General features: G+C 51.4%; 21 protein-coding genes. 8 read left to right on the plus strand and 13 right to left on the minus strand.

What is annotated here, in order from left to right:
• Positions 1-39: 39 nt before the first annotated feature.
• Positions 40-1,350, plus strand: coding sequence for a Na/Pi symporter (locus ccrud_RS12395; RefSeq protein WP_082868816.1), 1,311 nt, complete (start codon positions 40-42; stop codon positions 1,348-1,350).
• Here the strand turns inward: ccrud_RS12395 and ccrud_RS12400 are convergent.
• The 4 genes from ccrud_RS12400 to ccrud_RS12415 are packed head-to-tail and all read right to left on the minus strand — an operon-like array spanning position 1,347 to position 4,381.
• Positions 1,347-2,165 (minus strand): PhzF family phenazine biosynthesis protein, encoded by an 819-nt coding sequence (locus ccrud_RS12400; protein WP_066568302.1) that lies wholly within the window; start codon positions 2,163-2,165, stop codon positions 1,347-1,349. The two genes, ccrud_RS12395 and ccrud_RS12400, sit on opposite strands and share 4 nt — an antisense overlap.
• Positions 2,166-2,924, minus strand: coding sequence for a multidrug ABC transporter permease (locus tag ccrud_RS12405; protein ID WP_066568305.1), 759 nt, complete (start codon positions 2,922-2,924; stop codon positions 2,166-2,168).
• A complete protein-coding gene (locus tag ccrud_RS12410) occupies positions 2,921-3,847 on the minus strand; it encodes an ABC transporter ATP-binding protein (RefSeq protein WP_066568315.1) in 927 nt (308 codons plus the stop codon). The genes ccrud_RS12405 and ccrud_RS12410 overlap by 4 nt, the downstream gene beginning before the upstream one ends.
• Before the next feature lie 21 nt (positions 3,848-3,868).
• Positions 3,869-4,381 carry an NUDIX domain-containing protein gene (locus tag ccrud_RS12415; protein WP_066568318.1) on the minus strand — a complete coding sequence of 171 codons (513 nt, stop codon included), beginning with the start codon at positions 4,379-4,381 and terminating at the stop codon, positions 3,869-3,871.
• 120 nt (positions 4,382-4,501) lie between these two features.
• Here ccrud_RS12415 and ccrud_RS12420 point away from each other — a divergent pair, with 120 nt between their 5' ends.
• The 3 genes from ccrud_RS12420 to ccrud_RS12430 are packed head-to-tail and all read left to right on the plus strand — an operon-like array spanning position 4,502 to position 9,489.
• Positions 4,502-5,968 (plus strand): hypothetical protein, encoded by a 1,467-nt coding sequence (locus ccrud_RS12420; RefSeq protein ID WP_211271343.1) that lies wholly within the window; start codon positions 4,502-4,504, stop codon positions 5,966-5,968.
• 1 nt (position 5,969) lies between these two features.
• The gene (locus tag ccrud_RS12425; protein ID WP_066568321.1) at positions 5,970-7,007 is read left to right on the plus strand and encodes a glutamate ABC transporter substrate-binding protein; all 1,038 of its coding nucleotides are present in this window, start codon (positions 5,970-5,972) and stop codon (positions 7,005-7,007) included.
• Positions 6,994-9,489: a serine/threonine protein kinase gene (locus ccrud_RS12430; protein WP_066568329.1), complete on the plus strand. Its 2,496-nt coding sequence runs from the start codon at positions 6,994-6,996 to the stop codon at positions 9,487-9,489. The genes ccrud_RS12425 and ccrud_RS12430 overlap by 14 nt, the downstream gene beginning before the upstream one ends.
• Positions 9,490-9,611: 122 nt before the next feature.
• On the opposite strand, the gene ccrud_RS12435 is transcribed toward ccrud_RS12430, so the two are convergent.
• Both ccrud_RS12435 and pta read right to left on the minus strand, forming a co-directional pair.
• Positions 9,612-10,805, minus strand: a complete 1,194-nt coding sequence (locus tag ccrud_RS12435) for an acetate kinase (protein WP_066568332.1) — start codon at positions 10,803-10,805, stop codon at positions 9,612-9,614.
• Positions 10,805-12,190, minus strand: a complete 1,386-nt coding sequence (pta, locus tag ccrud_RS12440; RefSeq protein WP_066568335.1) for a phosphate acetyltransferase — start codon at positions 12,188-12,190, stop codon at positions 10,805-10,807. Before pta ends, ccrud_RS12435 begins: the two co-directional genes overlap by 1 nt.
• Positions 12,191-12,709: 519 nt before the next feature.
• Here pta and ccrud_RS12445 point away from each other — a divergent pair.
• Both ccrud_RS12445 and ccrud_RS12450 read left to right on the plus strand, forming a co-directional pair.
• Positions 12,710-14,077, plus strand: coding sequence for an FAD-dependent oxidoreductase (locus ccrud_RS12445; RefSeq protein ID WP_066568337.1), 1,368 nt, complete (start codon positions 12,710-12,712; stop codon positions 14,075-14,077).
• Positions 14,078-14,207: 130 nt separating this feature from the next.
• Complete coding sequence (locus ccrud_RS12450; RefSeq protein ID WP_066568339.1) at positions 14,208-14,756, plus strand: GNAT family N-acetyltransferase; 549 nt, start codon at positions 14,208-14,210, stop codon at positions 14,754-14,756.
• Here ccrud_RS12450 and ccrud_RS12455 read toward each other — a convergent pair.
• The 4 genes from ccrud_RS12455 to ccrud_RS12475 form a co-directional block, all read right to left on the minus strand.
• Positions 14,739-15,752, minus strand: coding sequence for a hypothetical protein (locus ccrud_RS12455; RefSeq protein ID WP_066568342.1), 1,014 nt, complete (start codon positions 15,750-15,752; stop codon positions 14,739-14,741). The two genes, ccrud_RS12450 and ccrud_RS12455, sit on opposite strands and share 18 nt — an antisense overlap.
• A gap of 14 nt (positions 15,753-15,766) precedes the next feature.
• A complete protein-coding gene (locus ccrud_RS12460; RefSeq protein WP_245670273.1) occupies positions 15,767-16,768 on the minus strand; it encodes a hypothetical protein in 1,002 nt (333 codons plus the stop codon).
• Between the two features lie 593 nt (positions 16,769-17,361).
• Positions 17,362-18,579, minus strand: a complete 1,218-nt coding sequence (gene purT, locus ccrud_RS12470) for a formate-dependent phosphoribosylglycinamide formyltransferase (RefSeq protein WP_066568346.1) — start codon at positions 18,577-18,579, stop codon at positions 17,362-17,364.
• Positions 18,580-18,740: 161 nt separating this feature from the next.
• On the minus strand, positions 18,741-20,030 hold the full coding sequence (locus ccrud_RS12475; protein WP_066568348.1) for an adenylosuccinate synthase: 1,290 nt from the start codon (positions 20,028-20,030) through the stop codon (positions 18,741-18,743).
• Positions 20,031-20,149: 119 nt separating this feature from the next.
• On the opposite strand from ccrud_RS12475, the gene ccrud_RS12480 reads away from it, so the two are divergent.
• Entirely contained in the window at positions 20,150-21,001 is an 852-nt protein-coding gene (locus ccrud_RS12480; protein ID WP_066568350.1) for a hypothetical protein, read from the plus strand.
• Between the two features lie 18 nt (positions 21,002-21,019).
• Positions 21,020-21,286: a hypothetical protein gene (locus tag ccrud_RS12485; RefSeq protein ID WP_066568352.1), complete on the plus strand. Its 267-nt coding sequence runs from the start codon at positions 21,020-21,022 to the stop codon at positions 21,284-21,286.
• Here the strand turns inward: ccrud_RS12485 and ccrud_RS12490 are convergent.
• The 3 genes from ccrud_RS12490 to ccrud_RS12500 all read right to left on the minus strand — a co-directional run bounded on the left by ccrud_RS12490 (position 21,283) and on the right by ccrud_RS12500 (position 25,070).
• Positions 21,283-22,458: an FUSC family protein gene (locus ccrud_RS12490; protein ID WP_066568355.1), complete on the minus strand. Its 1,176-nt coding sequence runs from the start codon at positions 22,456-22,458 to the stop codon at positions 21,283-21,285. The genes ccrud_RS12485 and ccrud_RS12490 overlap by 4 nt on opposite strands.
• Positions 22,459-22,556: 98 nt before the next feature.
• Positions 22,557-23,591, minus strand: a complete 1,035-nt coding sequence (fbaA, locus tag ccrud_RS12495; protein ID WP_066568359.1) for a class II fructose-bisphosphate aldolase — start codon at positions 23,589-23,591, stop codon at positions 22,557-22,559.
• Between the two features lie 261 nt (positions 23,592-23,852).
• Complete coding sequence (locus tag ccrud_RS12500) at positions 23,853-25,070, minus strand: glycoside hydrolase family 76 protein (RefSeq protein ID WP_066568363.1); 1,218 nt, start codon at positions 25,068-25,070, stop codon at positions 23,853-23,855.
• Between the last annotated feature and the right edge of the window lie 14 nt (positions 25,071-25,084).

The following is a 25,084-nucleotide window of genomic DNA, read 5'->3' on the forward strand; positions in this document are numbered from 1 at the left end:
AAGAGTGTGCGTTTTAATTCAAGAAAGGGTGGGTAAATCATGTCAAGCGGATTTGAGTATGTTCAACATTCCAAGCGTGAGCTTCCACCCCCCGTTCCTACGCACAAGGGGCCAACTGCAGCTTTTTTGCCAGGTACTTTTCACCCCATCAATCCTAAAAATATTACAGCCGGACATGATCAAGTTCTGTTGTCCGGTTGGGGAAAGTTCGTACGCCTCTTGCTAGTGGCGGGGTCTGTGGTGTCCATCATCATCGGCATTAACCTTGTTCTAGATGGTGTCTACGAGGTTGGCACTTTCAGCACTACGCAGATGTACCAAACTGCTAAAAATCCGCTCATCGGCATGCTCATCGGCATCCTGGCCACCGCGTTGGTTCAGTCCTCCACCACCACCACCACTTTGACAGTGACCGCTGTTGGTACTGGCCTTGTCTCCGTTCAGGTAGCGATTCCTATCATTCTCGGCGCCAATATCGGAACCACCATCACGGCTATGCTCGTGGCTTTTTCCTATATGAGCGAGCGGCGAGAGTTTAAAAAAGCTTTCAGTATCGCTGCGATGCACCTATGGTTCAACACATTAGTGATCATTTTTCTCTTCACTTTGGAGCAGCTCTTCCACCCGCTTCAATTTTTGAGCGGTTTAATTGCAGAGGAAATAACGGACCACTCTAATGGCGCTCTGCCCACCAGCAATTTCATGACCATGCTGTTTGATCCACTGATTAACTTCATTGGAACAAATGGGCTCATTGGTTTAATTGATTATCGCAACGTTGCAGCAGTGATATGCATTGCGGTGGGTATCGCTCTTATTTTGTGTGCGGTCCGTGTCATGCGCACTCAGCTTCGCGTCATTGCAGCAGCGACTGTCACCTCCATTATGGATAAGGTGGTCAACCCTGAAAACAGCCCGCAGGCTACTGCACTTTCTAATTTGTGGAGTTTCTTCCTAGGCTTTGTTTTCACGTTGTTGGTCACTGCATCTTCAGTGACTATAGCTTCTATGCAGCCTGTTTCTGTCGCAGGTTCGGTGAAACAAAAACCTTTGCTGGGTGTCATTTTGGGCGCTAATGTGGGTACTACTGTGACCGCGATGTTCGCGACGTTTGCGGTTGTAGGTGCCCATGGAGCTTTTGCTATTCAGGCAGCGCTTGTCCACGTGATCGTGAATCTCACCGGCGCAATCCTCGTGCTATGCATTCCGCAGCTGGCTAATCTAATTATTAGACTCTCCCAGAAAACTGCGAACCTCACAGCACGAAGCTATTCTGCAACATTGGTGGTCATCGGCGCTGCTTATATCCTGGTTCCTTCTTTGTTGCTGTTGCTTTACGCACTGCTTTAAAACATCGCTTCACCGTAGAAAATAGTGGTAACAGAACCACCCACCCATACAGTGTTTTCTTCAATGCTGATGTGAACTTCCCCGGCGCGCCCCAATTGGGCACCCTGGGATGCGATATATCCTTCCCCTGCACGATCGGTGCGGTGTAGCCACTGGGCGATAGAAGCGTTCAGACTTCCGGTGACTGGGTCTTCACCGATTCCTGCAATAAATGCACGAACTTCGAATGCGTGTGGAGCTCCTTCTGGATAGGCGCCCATCACTCCGATTTTTAGGGTGGGGTGTGCGCTGAAATCTGGTTTAAGGTCCAGCACATGTTGTGCGCTTGGTAGTTCTACGACTGCCCAGCCGGGACCATTATCTACCCATTGGTGCGCACAAATCAGCTCGCGGTTGATGTTGAGGGCAGCGCTCACAGATTCTAGATATGCATCATCTAAAGATCCGTCTTTGATGGTTTGGGGTGCTTGAAATGCGAGACCATCAACAGTTCGCACGGGAACAAGGCCGGCAGCGCATTCTTGGATAATCTGCGGGGAATCATTCCCGGTGAGTGCGCGGAAAACATGGGCGGTGCCAAGGGTGGGGTGTCCGGCAAAGGGCAGTTCAGATGTCGGGGTAAAAATGCGCACGCGGTAGTCTGCGTCCGGATGGGTTGGAGCCATGAGAAATGTCGTTTCGGAGAGGTTGGTCCACCGTGCGATACGAGCCATCTCCTGCTCTGTTAGAGCATCTGCATCTGCAATGACAGCTAAAGGATTGCCTAAAAATGGCTCAGCGCTAAAAACATCTACTTGGTAAAAGGGCTTCGACATTTATGCATCTCGCTTTTCCAGGACGATGATTCCAGCTGCAAAGAGCACGAGGGCCCATGCTCCGAAGTACACCGCTCCCATGGTGGCATCCCAACCTGGATCGATTGATTGGTAGTCGGTGATGAAATTGTAGAGGTTAGTAAATGGGCCATATTTACCGATGTATTCGCCAATGCGTGGTAAGAAGGACAGTAGATTTTCCACTGCGAAATGCCACATCAATACTAGTGCTACTGCTCCAGCTGTTTGCCTCAGAAGCAATGCAATACCTGAGCAGAAAGTAACTAATAATCCTGCGGCCACTGGGTATTGCCACATGATGCGTCGTGCTTGTTCATCTTCCCAGACCACCAATGTGGAGCTTGCTGCATCCGAGGCCAGTGCTTTAGCTAGGTAGAAGCACAACAGCACGGTAATAAAGGTCATTACCACAGCAAAGACTAAATAAAGCAGCCATTTAGCTACGGCAACTACCCATCGTTTGGGTGTGGCTAGGAAAGTTTGTGTTTGATATCCGAAGCGGAATTCCGTGGTAAATACCATGATTGTTTGAATCATGAGCACCACAAATCCCAAAAGATATAGCCCGGTGACTGTGTTTCCGGCAAAAAGCCAGAGTGAATAGAGGTTATCTCCGGTGGCAAGAACACCAGATAATGCTGCGTAGCCAAGACTTAGGACAAGGAACAGCGCGGTTGTCCACCAAAATGACTTAGTGGTTAAAAGCTTGGTCCATTCAGATCTGATGGTGTTGATCATTTGGTAGCCCCTCCTGCTTGGTATTGGACTGCATCACCGGTGGTCTCTAGGAAGGCTTCTTCCAGGGAAGCTCTTGTTTCTGCGAGTTCCAACAATCCAATACCATGTTCAAATGCCAGGCGTCCGATGGTATCTGTGGTGGAGTTTTCCACCACGAACGTTGCTCTTCCCAATGCATCCGGAGCAGTTTTGAAGGCCACTCCAGAGGCTCGAAACACAGCGCTGAGCTTGTCCTGGGCAACGGCACGGACGACGACAGTTGAGCTGGAATGTGAACGGACAAATTCATGCATGGGCATATCTGCCACTAATCGGCCTCGACCAATCACGATCAAGTGTTCTGCTGTTTGCGCCATTTCTGAAAGCAGATGGGAACTTACCAGTACAGTTCGGCCTTGTTTAGCTAGATTTTGCAGGAGGGTGCGGACCCAGTGGATGCCTTCTGGGTCGAGTCCGTTGACAGGTTCGTCCAGAATCAAGTACTCGGGATCACCTAGAAGTGCTGCTGCAAGTCCGAGACGTTGGCCCATGCCTAAGGAAAAGCCGCCGGTTTTCTTCGAAGCCACCTCAGTTAAACCGACAAGGTCTAGAACTTCATCTACTCGCTTGGTAGACAGCCCATTTGCTTGGGCAATCCACTTGAGATGGTGTGCTGCAGAGCGGTTGGGGTGCATGGCTTTTGCATCGAGCAGCGCACCAACTTTTGTGAGGGGATTTTTTAATGATCGATAGGGTTTCCCTTCGATCGTGGCATGTCCTGCAGATGGGGTATCTAAACCAAGGATAAGCCGCATGGTGGTGGATTTTCCAGCACCGTTGGGGCCCAGAAATCCAGTGACGATTCCGGGTTTTACCTCAAAGCTAAGATCATCCACTGCACGGACTTGACCATATTGTTTGGTGAGTCCTTCGACGTTGATCATGTCCACCAGTGTGGCACAAACTTAATGCGGAGCAGTGAGCTGCCCCAAGCGTTCTTTCAACTCTGGCCATACCTTGGCAAATGCTGGCATGAGTGGCAAATTTTCTACTTCGTTGATATTTACCCAGCGAAGTTCTAGGGATTCTTCATTAGCGGTGGTCTCTAGCGGATTTCCGCTTAAGGTTCGTGCGATGACAGTGGTGTAGGTCCAATCACCTGCGAGTTCAGGTCGCTCCGGATCTGCGGGAAAAGGTCCTGCTGTCACAATGGATTCTAATACTTCTACTTGTTCCGGTAGGATACCGGTTTCTTCAAAAGACTCTCGCAGTGCACTTTCTGCGATAGTTTCATGTGAATCTCGTGCACCGCCTGGAAGCGCCCAGGTATCGCCGTTGTTGGTCCAGGGGGCACGGTGCTGCATAAGCATTGTGCATGTGCTTTCACCTGCTACCAGCAACAAACCTGCTGCCCCATTTTTGCCCCATACAGCTCCACCGTTAGGTGCTGCTGCCCATCCGTCGCCGTCGCCTTTCATATCGTCCACATTAGGCTAAACACAGGGGGTATTCATCAAGGTAGCCCATACTTTCATCAAGTCCGTAGATCACGCTATCCTGAAACCATGATCCGGGATGGAAATGGGGAGCACGCAGAGGTGCCTGACCCTCTGGATAGTGGTGCTGCGGTGCAAAAATCTAATGCCCCAGCTGGTTCTCAAACGCGGCTAGAATCTTTGGATCCGGAAGATTCCCCTGATCATTGGCTTGATCCTTTAACGGAGAAAGATTCTTCGAGGCGCAGTCTGATCAACTCGATTGTTCAGGAAACGTTCGGGCAGCCAATTTTTGTGGCTCGCCGGATTTGGAATTTTGTTAATACCTCCCCTGGCCGTATAACACTGATGACGATCATTATTTCGATCGGTATTTTGGCTGCGGGTTATGCCATGTCGTTGTCTTCAGATTCCAGACAGTCCAATTTGGATGAGTTGATCAACAATGCCGAACCGGTTTCTTATAATGCACATGTGCTCTATACCTCCTTGTCCGTGGCAGATACCACCGCTACCACGGGTTTTGTGCAGGCTGGCGTGGAGGGCCCGGTCAACCGCGTGAAGTATCACACGGCGATCGATCGAGCGGCCGTTGCTGCCACGCATACGGCTGCCTCAGCGGATACAAACAATGAGCAATTAATGGATTTGGTGCTGGAAATTCAGCGCCAACTGCCGGTGTATACCGGGTTGGTGGAAACTGCGCGCACCAATAACCGTGCGGGCAATCCAGTGAGTGTGGCTTATATGGCAGAGGCTAGTGCCATGATGCGCAATGAGATCTTGCCGATGGCATCTGAGTTGTACAACCTCACGAGCCGGACGGTGTCTGATCAACAGCGCATGGTCACGGGTCCGCAGTGGATTCCGCTATCCGGCCTGCTGGCTGCTCTAGTCATGTTGATTGTCGCTCAGTGGTGGCTTATGCGTGTAACGCGCAGACGGATCAACAAAGGGTTTGCGCTGGCCACGATACTTATGCTGACTGCAACTCTGTGGGTTTCTGCTGCTAACTGGGCAACGTGGCAGGCTGGTACAAAAGGGTTTGAGGAGGCTTCTGGCCCGCTTAATTCTATGACTGCAGCCCGCATTTATGCGCAGCAGACTCGTACGACGGAGACATTGTCTTTGGTGCGCAGGCAATCGATCCAAGGCAGTGGCACTGGTTATACCGCAACGATCAACCAGATTAAGCGTGCTTTGCAGGAGTATGAAACCACCGCGCAATCGGGCACTCCTGAGCACCAAGAATTGATTACAACGATTCGTAATTCTATCGTGTCTTGGACTGCAGATCATGATGAGTTCCGAGTTTTGCTTGCCAGTGGTGATTACAACGGCGCTGTTGATGCGGTGCTCAATAGTGATGACATGGGCCAAACCAGCTTCGATGCCCTCGATACTGCCTTGGCTGAGCTGATCGCGGATTCCCGCAGCTCGATGCGCGCCTATATTCAATCCGGTTTGCAGGCCACCGCACTGGTGTCAGTCATCGTATTGCTCATGTCTTTTGCCTCGGTCTTGGCATTGTGGATTGGCATCAGGCCACGCTTGCAGGAGTACCTATAACATGAACGCTTTTCGACGCCCCCTTCCACGCAGCACCGCCCTGGGTGCTGCATTGCTGGCCGCAACGCTGCTGGTTTCTTGCACTCCCCCACCAGTGGAGCCTGCCGAACCACTCACAGCGCTAGACCCCAACGCAGGTCCTCCTTTGCCACCTGATTCTGATGTGGAAGCTCCAGGAGAAAAAGAAGCGATCGTGGAATCGGCTGAGCAATGGCCTGGATCTTTGCGCCCAGATGATTTGACTCCGGAGGAACGTATACCGGAGATCATCAATCGTGGTCGCATCATCGTCGGTGTGGATCAATCCCAAAACTTGCTCAGCTTCCGCGATCCCGTCACTGGAGAACTGCGTGGCTTTGAAATTGAACTCGCAAAAGAAATCTCTCGAGATATTTTTGGCGATCCCAACAAGGTAGATTTCCGCTTTGTGGGTTCTGCGGATCGCTTGCGCTCCCTTGATCAAGGAGACGTTGATATTGTGATTCGCTCCGTGGCAATTACTGATCCCCGCGCCAAATTAGTGGAGTTTTCCACGCCTTATTTGCGCACTCAAACTCGCATGCTCACCATGGAATCCTCCGGTATTAAATCAATTGCAGATCTCCCCGGCCACACCATTTGTGTCACCGAAGGGTCTACATCTTTGCAACGCGCACGCTCAATTGCGCCTGGGGCATCTCTGCTGAAAACCCGAAACTGGTCGGATTGCCTCATGGCTCTACAACAGCACCAAGCGCAGGTCATCTTGAGCGATGATGTCATTCTTTCCGGTATCGCAGCCCAAGATCCCTATACCAAAATTCTCGATATCTCCTTAGATTCCCAGTCTTATGGTGTCGCAGCTGCCCCCACAAAATCAGGAACTGATTCTTCAGGATTGATCCGTCAGGTCAACTCCACCATTGAAAGAATCCGCACAGACCGCACGTGGTGGACCATGTTTAATGATTGGTTCGGACCCTATCTGTGGTCCTACGGTCCGCCACCACTGCAATACATTCCAGAGGAAGAAGGTGTCGAAGACAATGACGAACGATAACAACTTCGAAGATCTCCATCCAGAATCCCCTGCAACAGAAGCAGTGGCATTTAATCCCTTCGATGACGACGATGATGAAGAAGACGATAATCAAGGTTCACCTGCGACCTCTGCTGTAGCCTTCAATCCTTTCGATGACGATGACGAAGACGAAGATGATTTCCACGGCGATGGACTGGAATATCTGCTGCGTGACCTCGATAATCTACGTGCCACCCAAGGCCAGATGGTGGTGGAACAGCCTGTCGTAGAAGACAGTGTCGGTTCGGAATCAGCAAATACAGAAACTACTGCGGCAACACTGCGGCCCCGCCAAGAGGTGGACCCAAGTGAGAGGAGTCGTCGACAAGCAATCTCCCTGTTCCGTGAACGGCGCCGAATTCGGCGCCAATCTCGCGTGGTTGCTGATGGCATGGTCGAACTGCCTTTCATCACGCCGACCCCCGAAGATGAGCTGCTCATCGACCCAGAGAAAAAGCGGAAACCTGGCGTACATCTCCCCCAGCTAGAAGCCGGCGATATCGTTGCCGAACAATATGAAGTACTCGGTGTCATCGCACACGGCGGCATGGGTTGGATTTATCTCGCCAATGACCGCAATGTGTCCGGCCGCATCGTGGTGCTCAAAGGCATGATGGGGCAAACTTCGATCCAAGATCAAGGCACCGCCGAAGCCGAACGCGAATTCCTCGCAGATATCACGCACCCAGGCATCGTGAAAGCCTATAACTTTATCGACGATCCGCGTGTTCCTGGCGGCTTCATCGTGATGGAATACGTCAATGGCCCCTCCCTGCGCGATCGCTGCAAAGCACAACCCGATGGAGTGCTCCGAGTAGATCTAGCCATTGGCTATATTTTGGAATTACTCCCAGCCATGGACTACCTGCACCAACGCGGTGTGGTTTATAACGACCTCAAACCAGAAAACGTTATCGCCACCGAAGACCAAGTAAAACTCATTGACCTCGGCGCAGTCACCGGTATGGGAGCCTTTGGCTATATTTACGGCACAAAAGGCTTCCAAGCACCCGAAGTATCCACCGAAGGCCCCTCCATAGCCTCCGATATTTTCACCATCGGCCGCACCCTGGCTGCATTAACTCTGCAGCTCCCCGTAGAAGACGGCATCTTCGCACCGGGTATCCCCTCCCCGAAGAATTCTCCGCTGCTGCGCAGACACCTATCGTTTTATCGTTTGCTACAGTGTGCAACCGCGGAGGATCCAAAACAAAGATTTAGAAATGTCGGCGAACTACGCACCCAGCTTTATGGTGTGCTCCGCGAGATTCTGGCTGTGCGCGATGGTAAACAATTCCCGCACCAGCATTCTCTGTTTTCTCCTCAGCGAAGCACTTTTGGCACCAAACACCTGGTGTTTCGCACAGACCGCATCATCGATGGCATCGACCGCCAAGCACGTATCACGGCACCTGAAATTGTTTCTGCGCTGCCAGTTCCGCTCATCGATCGCACCGACCCCGGTGCACGTATGCTTTCTGGTTCCTCCTATGCAGAACCTTCAGAAACCTTGGAAACCCTGCGCACTGCCATGGAAGATGAGAAATACCGCGAGTCCATTGAAATTCCCCTCGGTGTTGTTCGTGCCCTCCTAGATCTTGGTTTCACCACCGAAGCGCGCCAATGGTTAGAGACCTTGGAAGAACGCATCGGCGATGATTGGCGCCACCAGTGGTTCTCTGGAATTACATATTTACTACTCGATGACTACGCAACAGCCCAGATATTTTTCAACACTGTACTCACCATCTTGCCTGGTGAAGCTGCCCCAAAGCTTGCTTTAGCAGCTGTCGATGAGCTAATTTTGCAGCACATGGGACTAGATGCAACTGCATTTCTCACTCCCGAAATCGTCGCAGCCACTGCCACTCTGAGCCAAGATTTCGAAGAGTTAGACGCCTCTGCTTTCGAAGCTCTCAGCGATACGTGGTCACATATTTCCAGTGATCCCCAGGTAGTACGTTTCCACTCGCTACGCCTCTACGCACTGGTGTGGGCAACAAACCCCACCACTGTGTCCTCTGCTTTTGGGTTAGCACGCCAACTGATGGCCGAAAACCAAGTGGAACTTGCCGTGCAGGCTTTAGACAAATTATCACAGTCCTCCACGCACTATCGCATGGCAAATTTGACCACTATCTTATTGTTGGTTAGCTCCAATTTGAGTGAATCACGGATCCGCAGAGCTGCTCGTCGCCTCTCTGAAATTCCCACTAATGAACCGCGGTTCAACCAAATCAAAATTGCCATTATGTCCGCTGGTCTCAGTTGGCTTCGAGAAAGCAACCTTAAAGCTTCTGCCTCTGCCAACCCACTCTTTGAGTTTCCTTTTTCCCAGCGTGGTCTACGCACTGGCATCTCTGAAGCTCTACGCATTCAGGCACGTTCTGCACCATTTCCACACCACCGTTATGCACTGGTGGATATGGCAAATGCCGTCCGTCCGCTGAGCTGGTTCTAGCGCTTTCTGCAGGGTGGTGAATCACTACGCTTTGGCATATTGACCTTTATTAGGATTCACCATTTCTTCAGAGGTTGCCCGAAGAAATGGTGAATCCTCACAGCCCCCCTCAGTGAGAGATGTTAAGCAAACTTCACGGCATACTGAGCAATGGCCAACTCTTCATTGGTCGGAATGACAAAAACTTTCACCTTTGAAGCATCGGTAGAAATCAATCGTGGACCATCATTTGGCAACGCATTGCGTTCTAGATCCAGTTCAATGCCGTATATCTCAAGTCCAGCCATGGCGTCCTCGCGAACGAACTGGGCATTTTCACCAACGCCAGCGGTAAACACGATGGTATCTACTCTGCCAAGAGCCACCATGTAAGCACCCAAATAGCGACGCAGCTGGTGGATATAAACGTTATATGCTGACCACGCATCTTGGTCATTATTGTCAATCATTTCCCGCAGTTCACGGAAATCATTAACTCCAGAAAGCCCCTTTATACCGGACTTCTTGTTCAAAAGATTATCGATCTCATCAATGCTCATCCCTGCAGTACGAGAAAGGTGGAACACGATGCCTGGATCAATATCACCACTTCGAGTGCCCATGACCAGTCCAGCCAACGGGGTCATGCCCATGGAGGTATCCACAGCACGACCACCTTGGACTGCAGCCATCGAAGCGCCATTGCCCAAGTGGAAGGTGATCGTGTTGATATCTTCGGTTGGCTTATCCAGAATCTCCACCACGCGCTTGGACACAAATTCATGTGAGGTGCCGTGGAAACCATAACGCCTAATGCCGTGCTCAGCTGCAACATCCTTATTGATGGCATACAGGGCAGCAGCAGGTGGAAGCGAGTGGAAGAAACCAGTATCAAACACTGCCACGTGAGGAACATCCGGCAGAATTTTGCGAGCTACTTCAATGCCATCCACATTGGCTGGGTTATGAAGTGGTGCAAGTGGAATCAGATCACGGATCATCTCGAGGACTTCATCAGTGATCAATTCTGGCGCAGAGAACAAGATGCCACCATGAACAACGCGGTGTCCAACAGCAGTGATATCTAACTGAGAAGGTCCGCAATTATGCTGATCCATGAGTCCAAAGGCGAGATTTAGGCCCTCTGAGTGATCCGAGATCGGTGTATCGAGGGTGAATTTCTCTCCCTCAACCTTGAGTACAATTCGGCCGTTTGCTTCACCGATTTGCTCCACGAGACCAGAAACAAAAGGCTCATCAGTAGCTGAGTTTTCTGGGTTTACCAGCTGAAACTTAATGGAGGAGGAACCGGAATTTAGTACGAGCGCCAATGCCATTAGTTGCGACCTCCTGCTTGAATAGCGGTAATAGCCACGGTGTTGACGATGTCTGGAACTGTCGCACCGCGAGAAAGGTCATTGACTGGCTTGTTCAGACCCTGCAGGATCGGACCAACTGCCAATGCATGACCTGTGCGCTGGGCAGTTTTGTAGCCAATGTTTCCGGCTTCCAAGTCTGGGAAAATAAACACATTGGCCTGGCCGGCAACGTTGGAATCCGGCATTTTCTTCCGCGCAACACCTGGATCAACGGCAGCATCAAATTGTAGAGGTCCGTCCACGCAAAGCTCTGGATTCAGGCGACGTGCCTCCGCAAGCGCATCAATGGCGCGATCAACGTCTGGTCCACCACCAGAATTACCTGTGGAGTAGGACAAAATTGCCACGCGAGGATCAATGCCAAATTGTGCTGCAGTCTGTGCGGACACCACAGCAATCTCACCCAGCTGTGCTGCGGTTGGGTTCGGGTTCACAGCGCAATCGCCAAAAGCCCATAGGCGACCACGCAACACCATGAGGAAAATCGATGATACTACTGATGCCTCTGGCACAGTTTTAATGATCTGGAAGCTTGGCTTGATGGTGTGTGCAGTTGTGTTTGCCGCACCGGACACCATTCCATCGGCGTCACCGTTGTGCACCATCATGGTGCCGAAATAGGAGATATCCTTCATGGTTTCGCGAGCTTGATCAAGGGTGATGCCCTTTGATTTACGCAGCTCAGCGAATTGTTTTGCAAACTCTTCCAAACGTGGATCGGTGAGAGGGTTGACCAGGTATGCAGTGTTAAGGTGCAAACCTAGCTCTGTGGCACGCTCCCGAATTTTTGTAGGATCACCCAAAATGGTGATCTCACAAATACCTTGCTCCAGCAACTGGTGAGCTGCCATCAGAATGCGATCATCCTCGCCTTCTGGCAACACAATATGTGACTGCTCTGTTTGTGCGCGCTTGAGCAACCAATTTTCAAAGAGCTCCGCGCTCATAACTGGTTCAAGGTTTCCGTGGTTGTGGACAGCCTTGCGCAGCTTATCTGGCATTGGTTCCTGCTCCGCGGTAAACGCAGCGACGACAACTGCGCCAGCATCATTTACCTGGGTACGAGCCAAAGCAACATGCTTACCCTGCTTATCCACAAGCAGCAGCACGGGAACACCAAGTGCTGCAGCCACTTGGGCGTCAAAGTAGGTATTGCCCGCACCGATGATGAGAGCTGGTCCCTCAGCCAGGAGGTCTGCCGAAAGAACCTTGGATACTTCTAGTTCTTCATTTGGCAGGTTAATGAGTCGAACGCCAAGGTCCGCTGCAACTTCTTCCAAATTAAATCCATCGAAGTTGCGATTAACCGTGGTGATCAGAGCTGAGGTCGGTGTGACAGACATACATCGCCTTTCTAGTTTCAGCCTGAACCCTCACATTAATGACATTTCAGGCCTGTGCCTTCCGGCACTACTGAGGGGAAGTTGTGATTTCCTACATAGTTTAGCGTCCGTCCGCCTTGCGTACAGCCCGCTTTGCAAAGAATTATTTTGTAATTTTAAAACTACATGCAATTCTCCACTTTGAGCTGCACAAATGCCCATTACCTTGGAAAACAATACAGAACGGTTACAAGTTGCGAAGTATCCTTTGCAAAGTTTTTCCGGGCGCTTCACAACGCTCTCCCCCAGAAGAATGCGATGGACAACAGAATGCATCGTGATAAATCTGACCCGGAATATACCCCCTGCGGTTCCCCGTCCGGCCTTTATTAGTCTGCACTAACCACGTATCATGGAGGGTTGATAGTGGGCGTTTAGCAAGGGCTGTCAAAAGGTCTCCTGTTCCAGGTTGTCTTTTAGCAATCACTTCAATGTCCACCAAGGCCACATTTTAAACCCCTTTAAGGAATCGAACTGTCTATGTCTCGCCCTTTGCGTGTCGCCGTTGTCGGTGCAGGTCCAGCTGGAATCTACGCGTCTGATTTGTTGATGAAATCTGACACTGAAGTGCAGATTGATCTCTTCGAACGCATGCCAGCACCTTTTGGTCTCATTCGTTATGGTGTCGCCCCTGATCACCCTCGCATCAAGGGCATTGTGAAATCATTGCACAATGTCTTGGACAAGGAACAGCTACGTTTCTTGGGCAATATTGAGATCGGAAAAGACGTCACTGTAGAAGAACTCCGCGAGTTCTACGATGCAATTGTCTTTTCCACTGGCGCTACCGGTGACCAGGATCTTCGTGTTCCAGGCTCTAATTTGGAAGGTTCTTGGGGCGCGGGTGAATTCGTCGGATTCTACGACGGAAACCCTAATTTTGAGCGCAGCTGGGACCTTTCTGCAGAAAAAGTTGCTGTCGTTGGTGTTGGTAACGTGGCTTTGGATGTTGCGCGCATTCTTGCCAAGACCGGCGATGAACTGCTGGTCACCGAGATCCCAGACAATGTTTATGAAAGCCTGGCTAAGAATAATGCCAAGGAAGTTCATGTTTTCGGTCGCCGTGGGCCAGCTCAAGCTAAGTTCACTCCAATGGAGCTGAAGGAACTTGATCACTCCGAAACTATTGAAGTGATCGTTAATCCTGAAGATATCGATTACGATGCCGCTTCAGAAACTGCACGCCGCGAATCCAAGTCGCAGGATCTGGTATGCCAGACATTGGAAAACTACGCGATGCGTGAACCTAAGGGCGCACCGCATAAGTTATTCATCCACTTCTTTGAATCTCCAGTAGAAATTCTCGGCGAAGACGGCAAGGTCGTGGGCATCAAGACTGAGCGCACTCAGCTGGATGGCAAGGGTGGAGTGACTGGCACTGGCAAGTTCACTACCTGGGATGTGCAGTCTGTCTACCGTGCAGTGGGTTACCGCTCTGATGCAATTGAAGGCGTACCTTTCGATGCTGAACGTGCAGTTATCCCGAACGATGGCGGACATATCCTCGACCCAGAAGTTGGCGCTCCTGTCTCTGGACTTTATGCCACTGGCTGGATCAAGCGTGGCCCAATTGGTCTGATCGGTAATACCAAGTCCGATGCCAAGGAAACCACTGAGATGCTGCTCGCTGATTATGCAGCCGGTTCCCTTAACGCAGCAGCAAAGCCAGAGCTAGATGCCATCACTGATTTCTTGGATGAGCGCAAAGTTGCTTTCACCACGTGGGAAGGTTGGCACTTGCTAGATGCCGCTGAGCGCGCTTTGGGTGAGCCTGAAGGCCGCGAGCGTAAGAAGATCGTGGAGTGGAATGACATGGTGAGCCACGCACGTCCTGAATACGACATCTAAATTCACTAGCTAGCGGGGGCTGTTTTCAGGTCATAAACAGCCCCCTTTCGTGGGTTCTACTGATGAATATCGGGTGAATGCTCAAGCGTTAACCATCACGGTGTCGGGTTGCCAGGCTAGTCTTTAGATCATGACCCGATACTTTGCAGTTTCCAATCTTCAGGAATTAGGCTCCCTCGAAGTCCACAAATTGTACAAACTTCGCGTAGACATTTTTGTCCACGAGCAGCAAACTCCTTACGCGGAAATCGATGACACCGATGCCAACCCAACCACCAATCACATCTTGGTGTGGGAGCGCACAGAGGTCGCTCCATCAATGCTTATCGGCTGCGCGCGCCTAGCACCGACCACCGTTGCCGAATTGAAGTCGTATACCGGCCAAGAAATTTCGCTTAACGACGCCACCCCGCTCTCACAACTCGGCCGCATAGCGGTCGTTAAGGAAGAGCGCGGATCAGGGCTTTCAGCTGAGCTGATGACCAATGCGCTTCGCCTCGCTTTTGAACAATACCCAGACCGCGATGTCGTGTTGACCGCCCAGCAGCCTTTGACAGATTTCTATGCAGGATACGGCTTCGAAGTATGCGGTGAACAGTACCTTGATTCCGGAGTTGCCCACGTGCCAATGGTGCTTCAGTCTGCTGGTCTAGAAAAGTACTCAGGACTCAACGCCTAGCCCATAGGCATTCAAGCCCACCCATAATTCCTCGCCACTCGCCGTGCTAAAGCGCACCCGATTGCCGTCATGGTGAACGGCGAGGGAGGCGTCGAGAAGCGAATTCGGAGCCTCAATGGGCTGCCGGCCGCGGAAATAATCCAGGCCCGGGTTGCCAACTTGGGAGCCCACTACTTCAATATGTCCATCACTGAGCTTAAGATGAAGCAGATTATTACCATCATCCCAGCCTTGTCGGCTTAAGCTTTGGCACCAAAAATCTTCAGATCCAGGCGTCTCGAAAAAGCACGACATGACATTACCATCAGCGAAATGGAACTCCGCAACACTTGATAATGACTGGTACAGACCATATTCAGTGCTAAATACTTCGGCTTTTTGCTCCGGGGAAAGCATCGTGAGCCCCGCACCATCGATGCGGAACGTTTCGTTGGTGGCATATTTGGTGCAGGCGATCGCATCCGCAGTATCTGCGAAACATCCCATCGTGTGCAGATCAAGATAAGTTCCAGGCTCTAGTGGCGTGTAGGTTTCCGGCGTGGAATGCGGAGCCGTTGCGCTTAAATCACTAAAAGTTTCACCACTATCTACTGCCACATAATTTGCGCCGAATGCGCATCCTCCCTGTGCAAAGCCTAAACGCCAATCAAGAGACGGTTCTCTGTTGAACGGAGCATCTTGTTCAAGAGGGCGGAATTCACACGTGATCGCACCATCAGCCGAAGCGAAACTCACCTGCCCTTCTTCTGAGTTCGCACTCTGATAATTCTTCAGGTCTTGGCGAAGATAGCGCGGCGTAAGATCAGTAGCTAGAGGAAGCTCAGTGGTTGTTTCCGCTGCACTACTCGTGGTCTTAGAGGTGGTGGGCGGTGTGACTACTGTTTCTGTCACTGTTTCCGTTGGCTGAGATTCTAACGGGGTATCTGGCGAAGTTTCTGCGCAGGCAACCAGTGAAAAAGCCAAGATTGAGATAATCGCTAACCGTCGAATTTTCATCGCTACTCCTTAATTTAAGCTTCTCCTGCGCCAAATGAATGTGTATCTGCCCAGAACTTATTCCCGTTGGGAGTCGTGAACGCGAGAGTATTGCCATCAAATTCTGCACTCACACCACTGGCTAAAAGATACGAGCCCGGTTGAAGGATTTGTTGTGATTCATAGATATTTGGCCCCGGATTGCTGGGATGAGCTCCAACAAACTCCGCATCACTTTGGCCTAGCTCCCAGCTCAAAGTGTTCGCTGGTCCTGTGCCATCTGTAGACTCCCAACCTGCAGGTTCACTGTTGAAACAGGAAAAACGCGATCCGAGGCTTTCACTGACGCAGCTCAAACTGGTTCCATCTAAAAACTCAAAAGTATTAATCCGAGACAGTGCCTGCACCTGCCCAGAGGTATTTGTGAGCTGTTTTACTACCTCAGCAGAGGTGATGTGGTGAAAGCCTTTCTCATTGAGGCTAAAGGCTTGATCTGAAGCAAAATCAAGGCACCCAAGTTCTGCCACAGTCGGCGCCCAACACCCCATATGGCCCAAATGCACCATTTCGCCGATATCTAAAGTGGCTTGTGCTTGAGGGAGTTCATTCTGGGTATCAGCTAGCTCAGCAAAGTTGTCCTGCTCAGTTTCATCAGTGCTGATCTTGATTTGCTCTTCACCAAAGTTACAAGAACCCACAGTTTCATCAACCTCAAACATTTTTTGCGCAAAATTGAACTTTCCTGAGGTTGCCTCAAAAAAGCACTGCGCAGTGGTGCCATCTCCCGTGCTAAACACAGCAGTTTCTTGATCAGTTATTCCGAGATCATAAGTATCCAGGCTGATGTGCATATAGTCAGACGCAGCCTCAACGGGCTCTTCCATTTCGCTGCTGGTTACTGTTTGTGTCTCGGTGCTCGTGTTCATCGAAACAGCAATAGAAGTATCAGAGGCATCGGATGAGGTAGCCGAGCATCCCTGAAGCATAAGTAGCGCAACGGAAACAATCACAATAACTGAACGTGCTTGAGTATTCATGTTGAACCTGCCATCCCACAAGGTGTGTGAAGTTCACTTATTCCTCAAAGGTTAGTCTCCCACAAGCCTCATTAATACCCTCATAGAGAATTGTTATTGTCTCGTTAACGTGCACAGCAAGATTTTCATCAGATCAGTCTCCAGCTGCCAAGAACTACTGAGAAGCAGCACATCTTGGCAGATGGGACTGAAAACATTATTTACATGTTGCGGTTCCGTCGAAAAGCGCAATAAAACGCAATCCCCAGCCAGAACACCGATAATACCGCCGGTGCGATAGCCGGATGAAAGATAAAACTTTCCTCGCTCACAGGACTGAGCCACAACAGGTACCCAATAAAAAGCAGGATGGAAATCAGCGCAGCGCTACCGACTTCTCGAAAAGTTGTCGCCCTCAAGGAAATTCCGATTATGTACAGGCAGGCAGCGACCACAGAGAACAACACTCCCAAGCCAAAAGACCACCACCCGACAGCGCTCCCATTATCAATCCGGGGTCCGAAATCATACGCTGCATAACCGCATAACAGCACGCCAATGATAAAAAGAACAGTAGATACGAGGGATAAGTTGCCTCGGTGGGCACCTAACATTTAGGCATTTCCAGGGTGTACTTTGATTGCAGCAGCTGCCAAGGTTGCTCGATCACGAGCTGCAGCAACATCTTCTGCTGTGGAAACAGCCACACCCATACGGCGCTTTTTGAAGGCTTCTGGTTTAGCGAAAAGGCGGAGGTCAGTTTCAGCCACAGCCATTGCTCCTGCAACGCCGGAGTAGCTCACCCCTTCTGATTCCATGCCACCATAAATCACAGCTGATGCGCCTGGAGAGATCAAAGTTACATCCACTGGCAGACCTAAAATTGCTTTGGCGTGGAGCTCAAATTCAGAGAAACGCTGGGTGGCAAGAGTAACCAGGCCGGTATCGTGTGGGCGTGGGGATACTTCGGAGAAGTACACATCATCGCCGGAGACAAACAGCTCCACGCCAAAGACGCCTCGACCGCCCAAAGCATTGGTGATGCGTGCCGCCACGGAGCGTGCATTTTCTAGTGCGCGTGGGTTCATCGCCATTGGCTGCCAGGATTCTACGTAGTCGCCGTCTTCTTGGCGGTGTCCGATTGGTTCGCAGAACCAAGTGGCTGGCTTAGAGGTTGTTGGATCAATGGAACGCACGGTGAGCAGGGTGATTTCATAATCGAATTCCACGAATGCTTCCACGATGACGCGGGAGTTATTCACGCGTGCGCCGCTCATAGCGTAATCCCATGCTGCTTGCAGATCCTCCGCACTGTGCAGCACGGATTGCCCCTTGCCGGAAGAGCTCATCACTGGCTTCACTACATTTGGGTAGCCCAGTTTCTCTGCAGCTGCGGTGAATTCTTCAAAAGTGGAGCAGAACTGATAATTGGATGTTGGCAGGCCAAGTTCTTCTGCGGCAAGCTTTCGGATGCCTTCGCGGTTCATGGTCAGTTTGGCTGCGCGCGCAGTAGGAACAATGGTGGCTAGTCCCTCTGCTTCAATTTTGACTAGTTCATCGGTTGCCAAAGCTTCGATCTCTGGAATGACAAAATCTGGACGTACACGCTCAATAAGTTCGCGGACTGCAGCTGGATCAGTCATGTTGATGACATAGGAGAAGTGGGCAACTTGATGTGCAGGTGCATGTTCGTAGCGATCCACAGCATGGACTTCCAGGCCAAGGCGTTGGAAAGCGATAGCTACCTCTTTGCCCAATTCGCCGGAACCCAACAGCATCACTTTCGTAGCGTTGGGAGTCAAAGGGGTGCCGATCGTCTCTGGAATATACATGCCTTAAGCCTCCATAGGATGATGTCTGATATTGGTGTTTACTCTATCGGAGACCCTTTGCAGATATCCCCTAAAGCCTGATGCCACACCCCTGTTTAGACAGAAAAACCCTGCGGCAGGATCTCACATTGGAGTCTGCTGCAGGGATTTTTAATTAAGCTTTAGTTTGCCAACACATCGTGCAGGACGATGGTCTGATCGCGACCAGGGCCAACACCGATGTAGGAGAAACGAGCTCCGGAGAGTTCTTCCAGGCGACGGACATAGTCCTGGGCCTTTTGTGGAAGCTCTTCGAAAGTGGTGCAGCCGGTGATATCTTCGTCCCATGCAGGCATGGTTTCGAAGATTGGGGTTGCGTGGTGGAACTCGGACTGCGTCAGTGGCATTTCATCGTGGCGGACACCATCAACGTCGTATGCAACGCAAATTGGGATCTCGCCAATGCCGGTGAGCACGTCAAGCTTGGTGAGGAAGTAGTCAGTGAAGCCGTTAACGCGGGAAGCGTAACGAGCAATTACGGAGTCGTACCAGCCACAACGGCGTGTACGCCCGGTATTCACACCGACCTCACCGCCGACGGTCTGTAGATACTCGCCCCACTTATCAAACAGCTCAGTTGGGAATGGGCCCGCACCAACGCGGGTGGTGTAAGCCTTGATGATGCCCAGGGAGCTGGTGATTTTGGTAGGTCCCACGCCTGAACCAACGCAAGCGCCACCGGCGGTTGGGTTGGAGGAGGTTACGAATGGGTAGGTGCCGTGGTCAACGTCAAGCATGGTTGCCTGTCCGCCTTCCATGAGCACATGCTTGCCTGCATCAAGTGCCTCGTTGAGAACGAAGGTGGCATCGATGACCATTGGGCGCAGGCGATCTGCGTAGCCGAGGAAGTACTGCACGATTTCCTCAGCAACGATTGCCTTGCGGTTGTACATCTTTACGAGCACCTGATTTTTGATATCCAGGGCAGATTCGATTTTCTGACGCAGAATTGATTCGTCGAAAATATCTTGAACGCGGATACCAACGCGGGAGACCTTGTCTGCATAGGTTGGGCCGATGCCACGTCCGGTGGTGCCGATGGCACGCTTGCCCAGGAAGCGTTCCTGAACACGGTCCATTACCTGGTGGTACGGAGCTACCAGGTGGGCATTTGCGGAGATGCGCAGGCGGGAGGCATCTGCGCCACGAGCCTCAAGGCCGTCGATTTCTTCAAACAGTGCCTCAAGGTTGATGACAACGCCGTTGCCCAGAATTGGGACAGCCGTTTCGGAGAGGACGCCGGCAGGAAGGAGCTTGAGCTCATACTTCTCGCCGCCGACCACAACAGTGTGTCCAGCGTTGTTACCGCCATTTGGCTTAACCACGTAATCGACGAGTCCGCCGAGAATATCCGTGGCCTTACCTTTGCCTTCATCGCCCCATTGAGCGCCGACAATAACGATTGCAGCCATTGGTTTACGTCACATCCGATCCATGAAGTTGGAGTATGCACGCGTGTGCGCACACAGACGTTATTTCATCTTACTATCCCTCATGCAGTTTTTAATCATTGCAATACTAAACTTGCGGTATGCGTCTTCTGGTTTTGCGGTGCAATTCACCACACATCACTGATTTTTCTGTTGTTTCCTCTTCTGTGGAGATCCATGATCTCCCGGCGGTGCCCAGCCGTAAGGACCTGAAAATCATTGATGATGCCGCTTTTGATGTGCTCCCCCACGACCCCACACCTTCGCTCGATGAGATTGCCAAGCAGCCAGATGTGGCTCATTTGAGCACTCCGCAAATTGCGCCACAGCAGCCGGAAACTCGTTTAAGGATTGTTGTCATTGGTTCTGATGCTGCATTATCTGCGGTGCTTACTCGGCTGATGCGTGCGGATAATTTGTGGGCAGAAATCGGGTTTGTTCCGGTCGGTCCTTCAACTGCGGCAAAGAACTGGGGACTGCCTACCGAGGAAGCAGAAGCGGTGGCGTTGGCGTTGCAGGGCACGGTTCATCCGGTGCCACTTATCCGTGATGATGCCGCTGTCGCGATTGCTGGCTCTGCCACGATTACCAATTGGGAGCCAGGGGAGATTACTGGCGAGATCATCGTCGACGATCACGTATTAATCCGCCACGAAGCCACCGTAAAAGCACCACGCCGCGGCATCTACGGCGCACGTTTAGTGCCCATGCTTGACGCCCCCGGCATCGCCGCGGTCACCATGGACACTCCGTTACCAGGCGATGTGCCCTCCCGCGGCCTTTTTCCTCGCCCTACGGGCTCAGTTATTCCCAAGAGCTTTTCGACGGGCCGTGCCATGCAAGCCGGGGGCCCCACGCTACGCATCCGAGTTGATGGAATTTCCCGCAAACGTATGGTGGAGCGTGTCACCTTTTACCGACATTTGCGCGATCTGCAAATCGTACGTCCCTAAAACTCAAGGACTCTCACCATGTCAATACACGCCCACGCTGATGCCAACAGCCTGCCTATAGAAAGCGGAAATGCAATCCTCTTTCCCCCGATGTATGACGTTATATGGTCGTTGGTGCCCCTAGTTCATGTAATTATGGCTCTGGTTCTTCTCATCGTTGAAGTAAAAACACGAGGGTGGCGTTCAGGCTTGATCTGGGGCGCAGTTTTCTTATTCCTGCCTATTTTTGGTCTCTTCATCTGGGCTATCAACGTGCTTCTCTATCTCCGCAAAACCAAGGCCTAGTGGTCTTCATCCTCGTCCCAGAGCTCTGGTGGATACGCCGGGTTTTCTGAGGTTGGCACCAACACTGCCACGGCAGATTCACGGGACATGCCACAGATCTGTAGCAGGTCCACGATGATAGAGCGTGATTGTGCCAGCACCACTTGAGCAGAGAGCACTCGGCCTTCCACGATATCTTCGCCCACTTGACTGCCTAATTGGCGCAAACGACGCACTAATTCAGGGATTTCAATGGCTTCACTGATTTCTTTATGACGCTCATAAAGATCAGAGAGGTGCAGCGTAATATCCGCGATTTCTTCGATCACATGGATCTGCTGATCGCTCACGCTGTCTTCATCTTCAGTTAAAACCACCGCACGTCGCGCTAATACTCGGGCATTTCGAATGACATTGTCCACGGGTGCCAAAATGCGGTACAGCGAACGAATTCTGCCTTTATCGCCCCACAAAAATGGGGATACTGTCACAGCTTCTTTTCCAGAGGACGCAGCAGTTTCAAGCTTGTTGACCGACGCTTGTGAATTCCTCAACGCAGCTAGAGCATGGTTGAGCTTGTCGGAGTCTCTCGTTTTCAGCGAGGCTGCCACATCTTCCAACACGCTGGCTGCGATACCTAAAACATTGGCAACCTGATGTCTACCTGCGTTAAGAGGTGATGTGGGCAAAAGTGCAATAACTAAAATTCCCACGGCACCACCAATGAAGGCATCCACCATGCGATCAACGCTCCCGCCGTCGCCTGGTGGGAACATCGTGGCAATGAGAATGCCACCAATGGCCATTTGGTTACTCACCAAAGGCGCCGGGGAGACAAAGGATGCCACCAGCAGCGCGAGCCCAACCACGACAAAAATCTGCCAATATCCCGTGCCGATCTGCATGATCAATAAATCACCTAAGCCAACTCCCAGGGCACAGCCCAAGGTCAGCTCAGTGGCTCTTTTGATACGGTCACCGCCGGAGAGCCCCAAAATAATAACAGCGGACATCGGGGCGAAAAATGGTTCTTTATGTCCCGCAATTTCCACTGCAAGCCAAAACGCAACGCCTGCGCCAATCGCTGAGTGCACAATAAACAACAGGCGGGAACGTACCCGCAATATTCGGTTGCGCAGCGACTTATCTAGTTCCGATAGCCTCGCTACCGTTCCTAGTTTCTTCTTTGCCATGAAACCAAGATTAGCGGTGTCTTATCGCAACGGCACCAAAAGATGCCAAAAGGACAGTCACCCTAAAAGGTGGCTGTCCTGAAAGAAAAACTCTAGGCCTACTTCGCGGTGGTCTTACCCACGGAGTTGAGGTCCTGGCAAGACTCAAACACGCGCTCAGACATGCTCTGCTCTGCCTTCTTCATGTAAGAACGTGGGTCGTAGAACTTCTTGTTTCCTACTTCGCCGTCGATCTTAAGAACGCCGTTGTAGTTCTCAAACATGTGAGAGACGATTGGGCGGGTGAATGCGTACTGGGTGTCAGTATCAACATTCATCTTGATGACGCCGTAGCGCAGTGCCTCTTCGATTTTTTCCTTTTCGGAACCGGAGCCACCGTGGAATACGAAGTCGAATGGCAGTGCATCGTCGGAGAGGCCGAGCTTCTTGCGTGCAACCTGCTGGCCCTCAAGAAGAACCTCAGGGCGCAGCTTCACGTTGCCTGGCTTGTACACGCCGTGGACATTGCCGAAGGTAGCAGCCAACAGGTAACGGCCGTTTTCGCCGGTACCAATTGCATCGATGGTCTTCTCAAAGTCTTCTGCAGTGGTGTACAGGTTTGCGCCGGCCTTAGCCTCTACGCCGTCTTCTTCACCACCAACAACACCTATCTCAACTTCCAAGATGATGTTCGCTGCCTTGGACTTAGCCAGCAGCTCCTGTGCGATTGCTAGGTTCTCATCGATTGGAACAGCGGAACCATCCCACATGTGGGACTGGAATAGTGGAAGCTCGCCGCGGTCAACGCGCTCCTGAGAGATAGCCAGCAGTGGACGAACGTACTCATCCAGGACTTCCTTCTGGCAGTGGTCAGTGTGCAGAGCAACATTGATGCCGTAGCTCTTTGCTGCCTCGTGTGCGAAAGCTGCAAGTGCAACTGCGCCCTTAACCTTGTTCTTTACTGCCAGGCCGGAACCGAACTCTGCACCACCGGTGGAGAACTGGATAATTCCGTCAGATTCAGCCTCTGCGAAGCCCTTGAGAGCTGCGTTGATGGTTTCCGAGGAGGTGCAGTTGATAGCTGGGAAGGCGAAGCCGCCTTCCTTAGCGCGATCGAGCATCTCGTTATAGACCTCGGGAGTTGCGATAGGCATAAAGTGTCTCCTCCAAAAGGTGACTGTTACTGAACTATTTGAGTATTTTCTTCATGCGACCTGTCAGAAGGTTCAGCATGATCAAGCGCGAGCCAAGAATCCCACAACCCAAATGTCCGATCATGTTTGATCAAACATTGTTTGTGGCATCTTTACTCGCCCACTGCCAATTATGCCTGCATCACTCTAGTTTTGTCGTGTGATATTTACTTCACCCTAAGGAAAATCTAAAACTGCAGGTCAGTTCATACACTAACGGGGCTACACTGCACGACCCGTGTAATTATTACCGTCGTTTTCTACTTCTTCTGCCACTTTGGCTGCTGCTTCCATGAGCATCCAACCGGACAATTGCACGGATAAATCACGCTCATCCACGCGCACCACACTGACCAAATCATTAAGACCCGAAGAACTCAGGCCAAAGTTCTGTGGCAGCCGGGCATCAGCGGTCCAGTCTGTCGCGAAAACGGGAAGGCCATCCACTTCTAGGCGGTGGTTCCACACGCTTTCCGCTGATTCCATCACCAACCGAGCAGCGATTTTCTTCGTCTCTCGGTTTGCTGGAGAATCATCCGGCAACCGGATGGCCACATCAGCCAAATAGCGGACCAAAATGCCCTTGAATAAACCACCATCGCCATCACCGGTATCCCAGTTGATCACGCCGTGGACGTTGGTCATCTTCCGCGATACTGCCTGCACGGTGGCATGGATATGCGCGAAGTATTTCAGTGAGTCTTCTGCTTTGTCGGCATCCGACCAATGATCCACAACCGTGGAGGTAAGACCTGCGCGTTCGCGCAGTTTCAACGCTATTTCCAAACATGCACCCATGGCAACACCTTGGCAATACGGATGAATATTGCGCACCACTTCTGGACCATGCATGCGCATGCGCAAACCATCCATGACCAGGCCGTCATCATCAATCAGATTGTCAAAAATCCAATCGGTGATAACCATTGCTTCATCAAGCCTGCCGGTACGCGCCATCATGATCGCTGCCGGACCGTTGGAGGGCACATTGTAGAAAGTTTCTCCGGAACGCCAAGGAAGCACGTTCGTGAGCGAATCAATGCCTGCCATGATGTTTTGCTCCAGGGGAGCCAAAAACTTAGGTGTCCGGACTTTACGCACCTTGCTGACACGGCCTACAGCCAGTGCCAACCAGGCTTTGTCATCGTAATAACGATTAGAGGTAAGTTTGCCGATATTGCGCACAGAAATACCACGAATGGTATCGCGGATCCGATCACGGCGTGCCTTAGTGGTGCGCCTGCGGGCAGCATCAATGAGGCAATCCAGATAGTGCGCTTGCCACCAGTAGTGCCAATGGATAAATAGTTTTTCTTTGGCATTGGCAGGCCATGCCACAAATCCAAGATTTGTTCGAGGCAGACCCCAAACCCTGGCGGAGTGTCGCTCATTAATGGCGGACTCCGCTAGGTCAGCTCTATGAACCCATTTATCTAACACTGAGTGCTTCTTCG

This window comes from Corynebacterium crudilactis, from assembly GCF_001643015.1.
GTDB classification, from domain to species: Bacteria; Actinomycetota; Actinomycetes; order Mycobacteriales; family Mycobacteriaceae; genus Corynebacterium; species Corynebacterium crudilactis.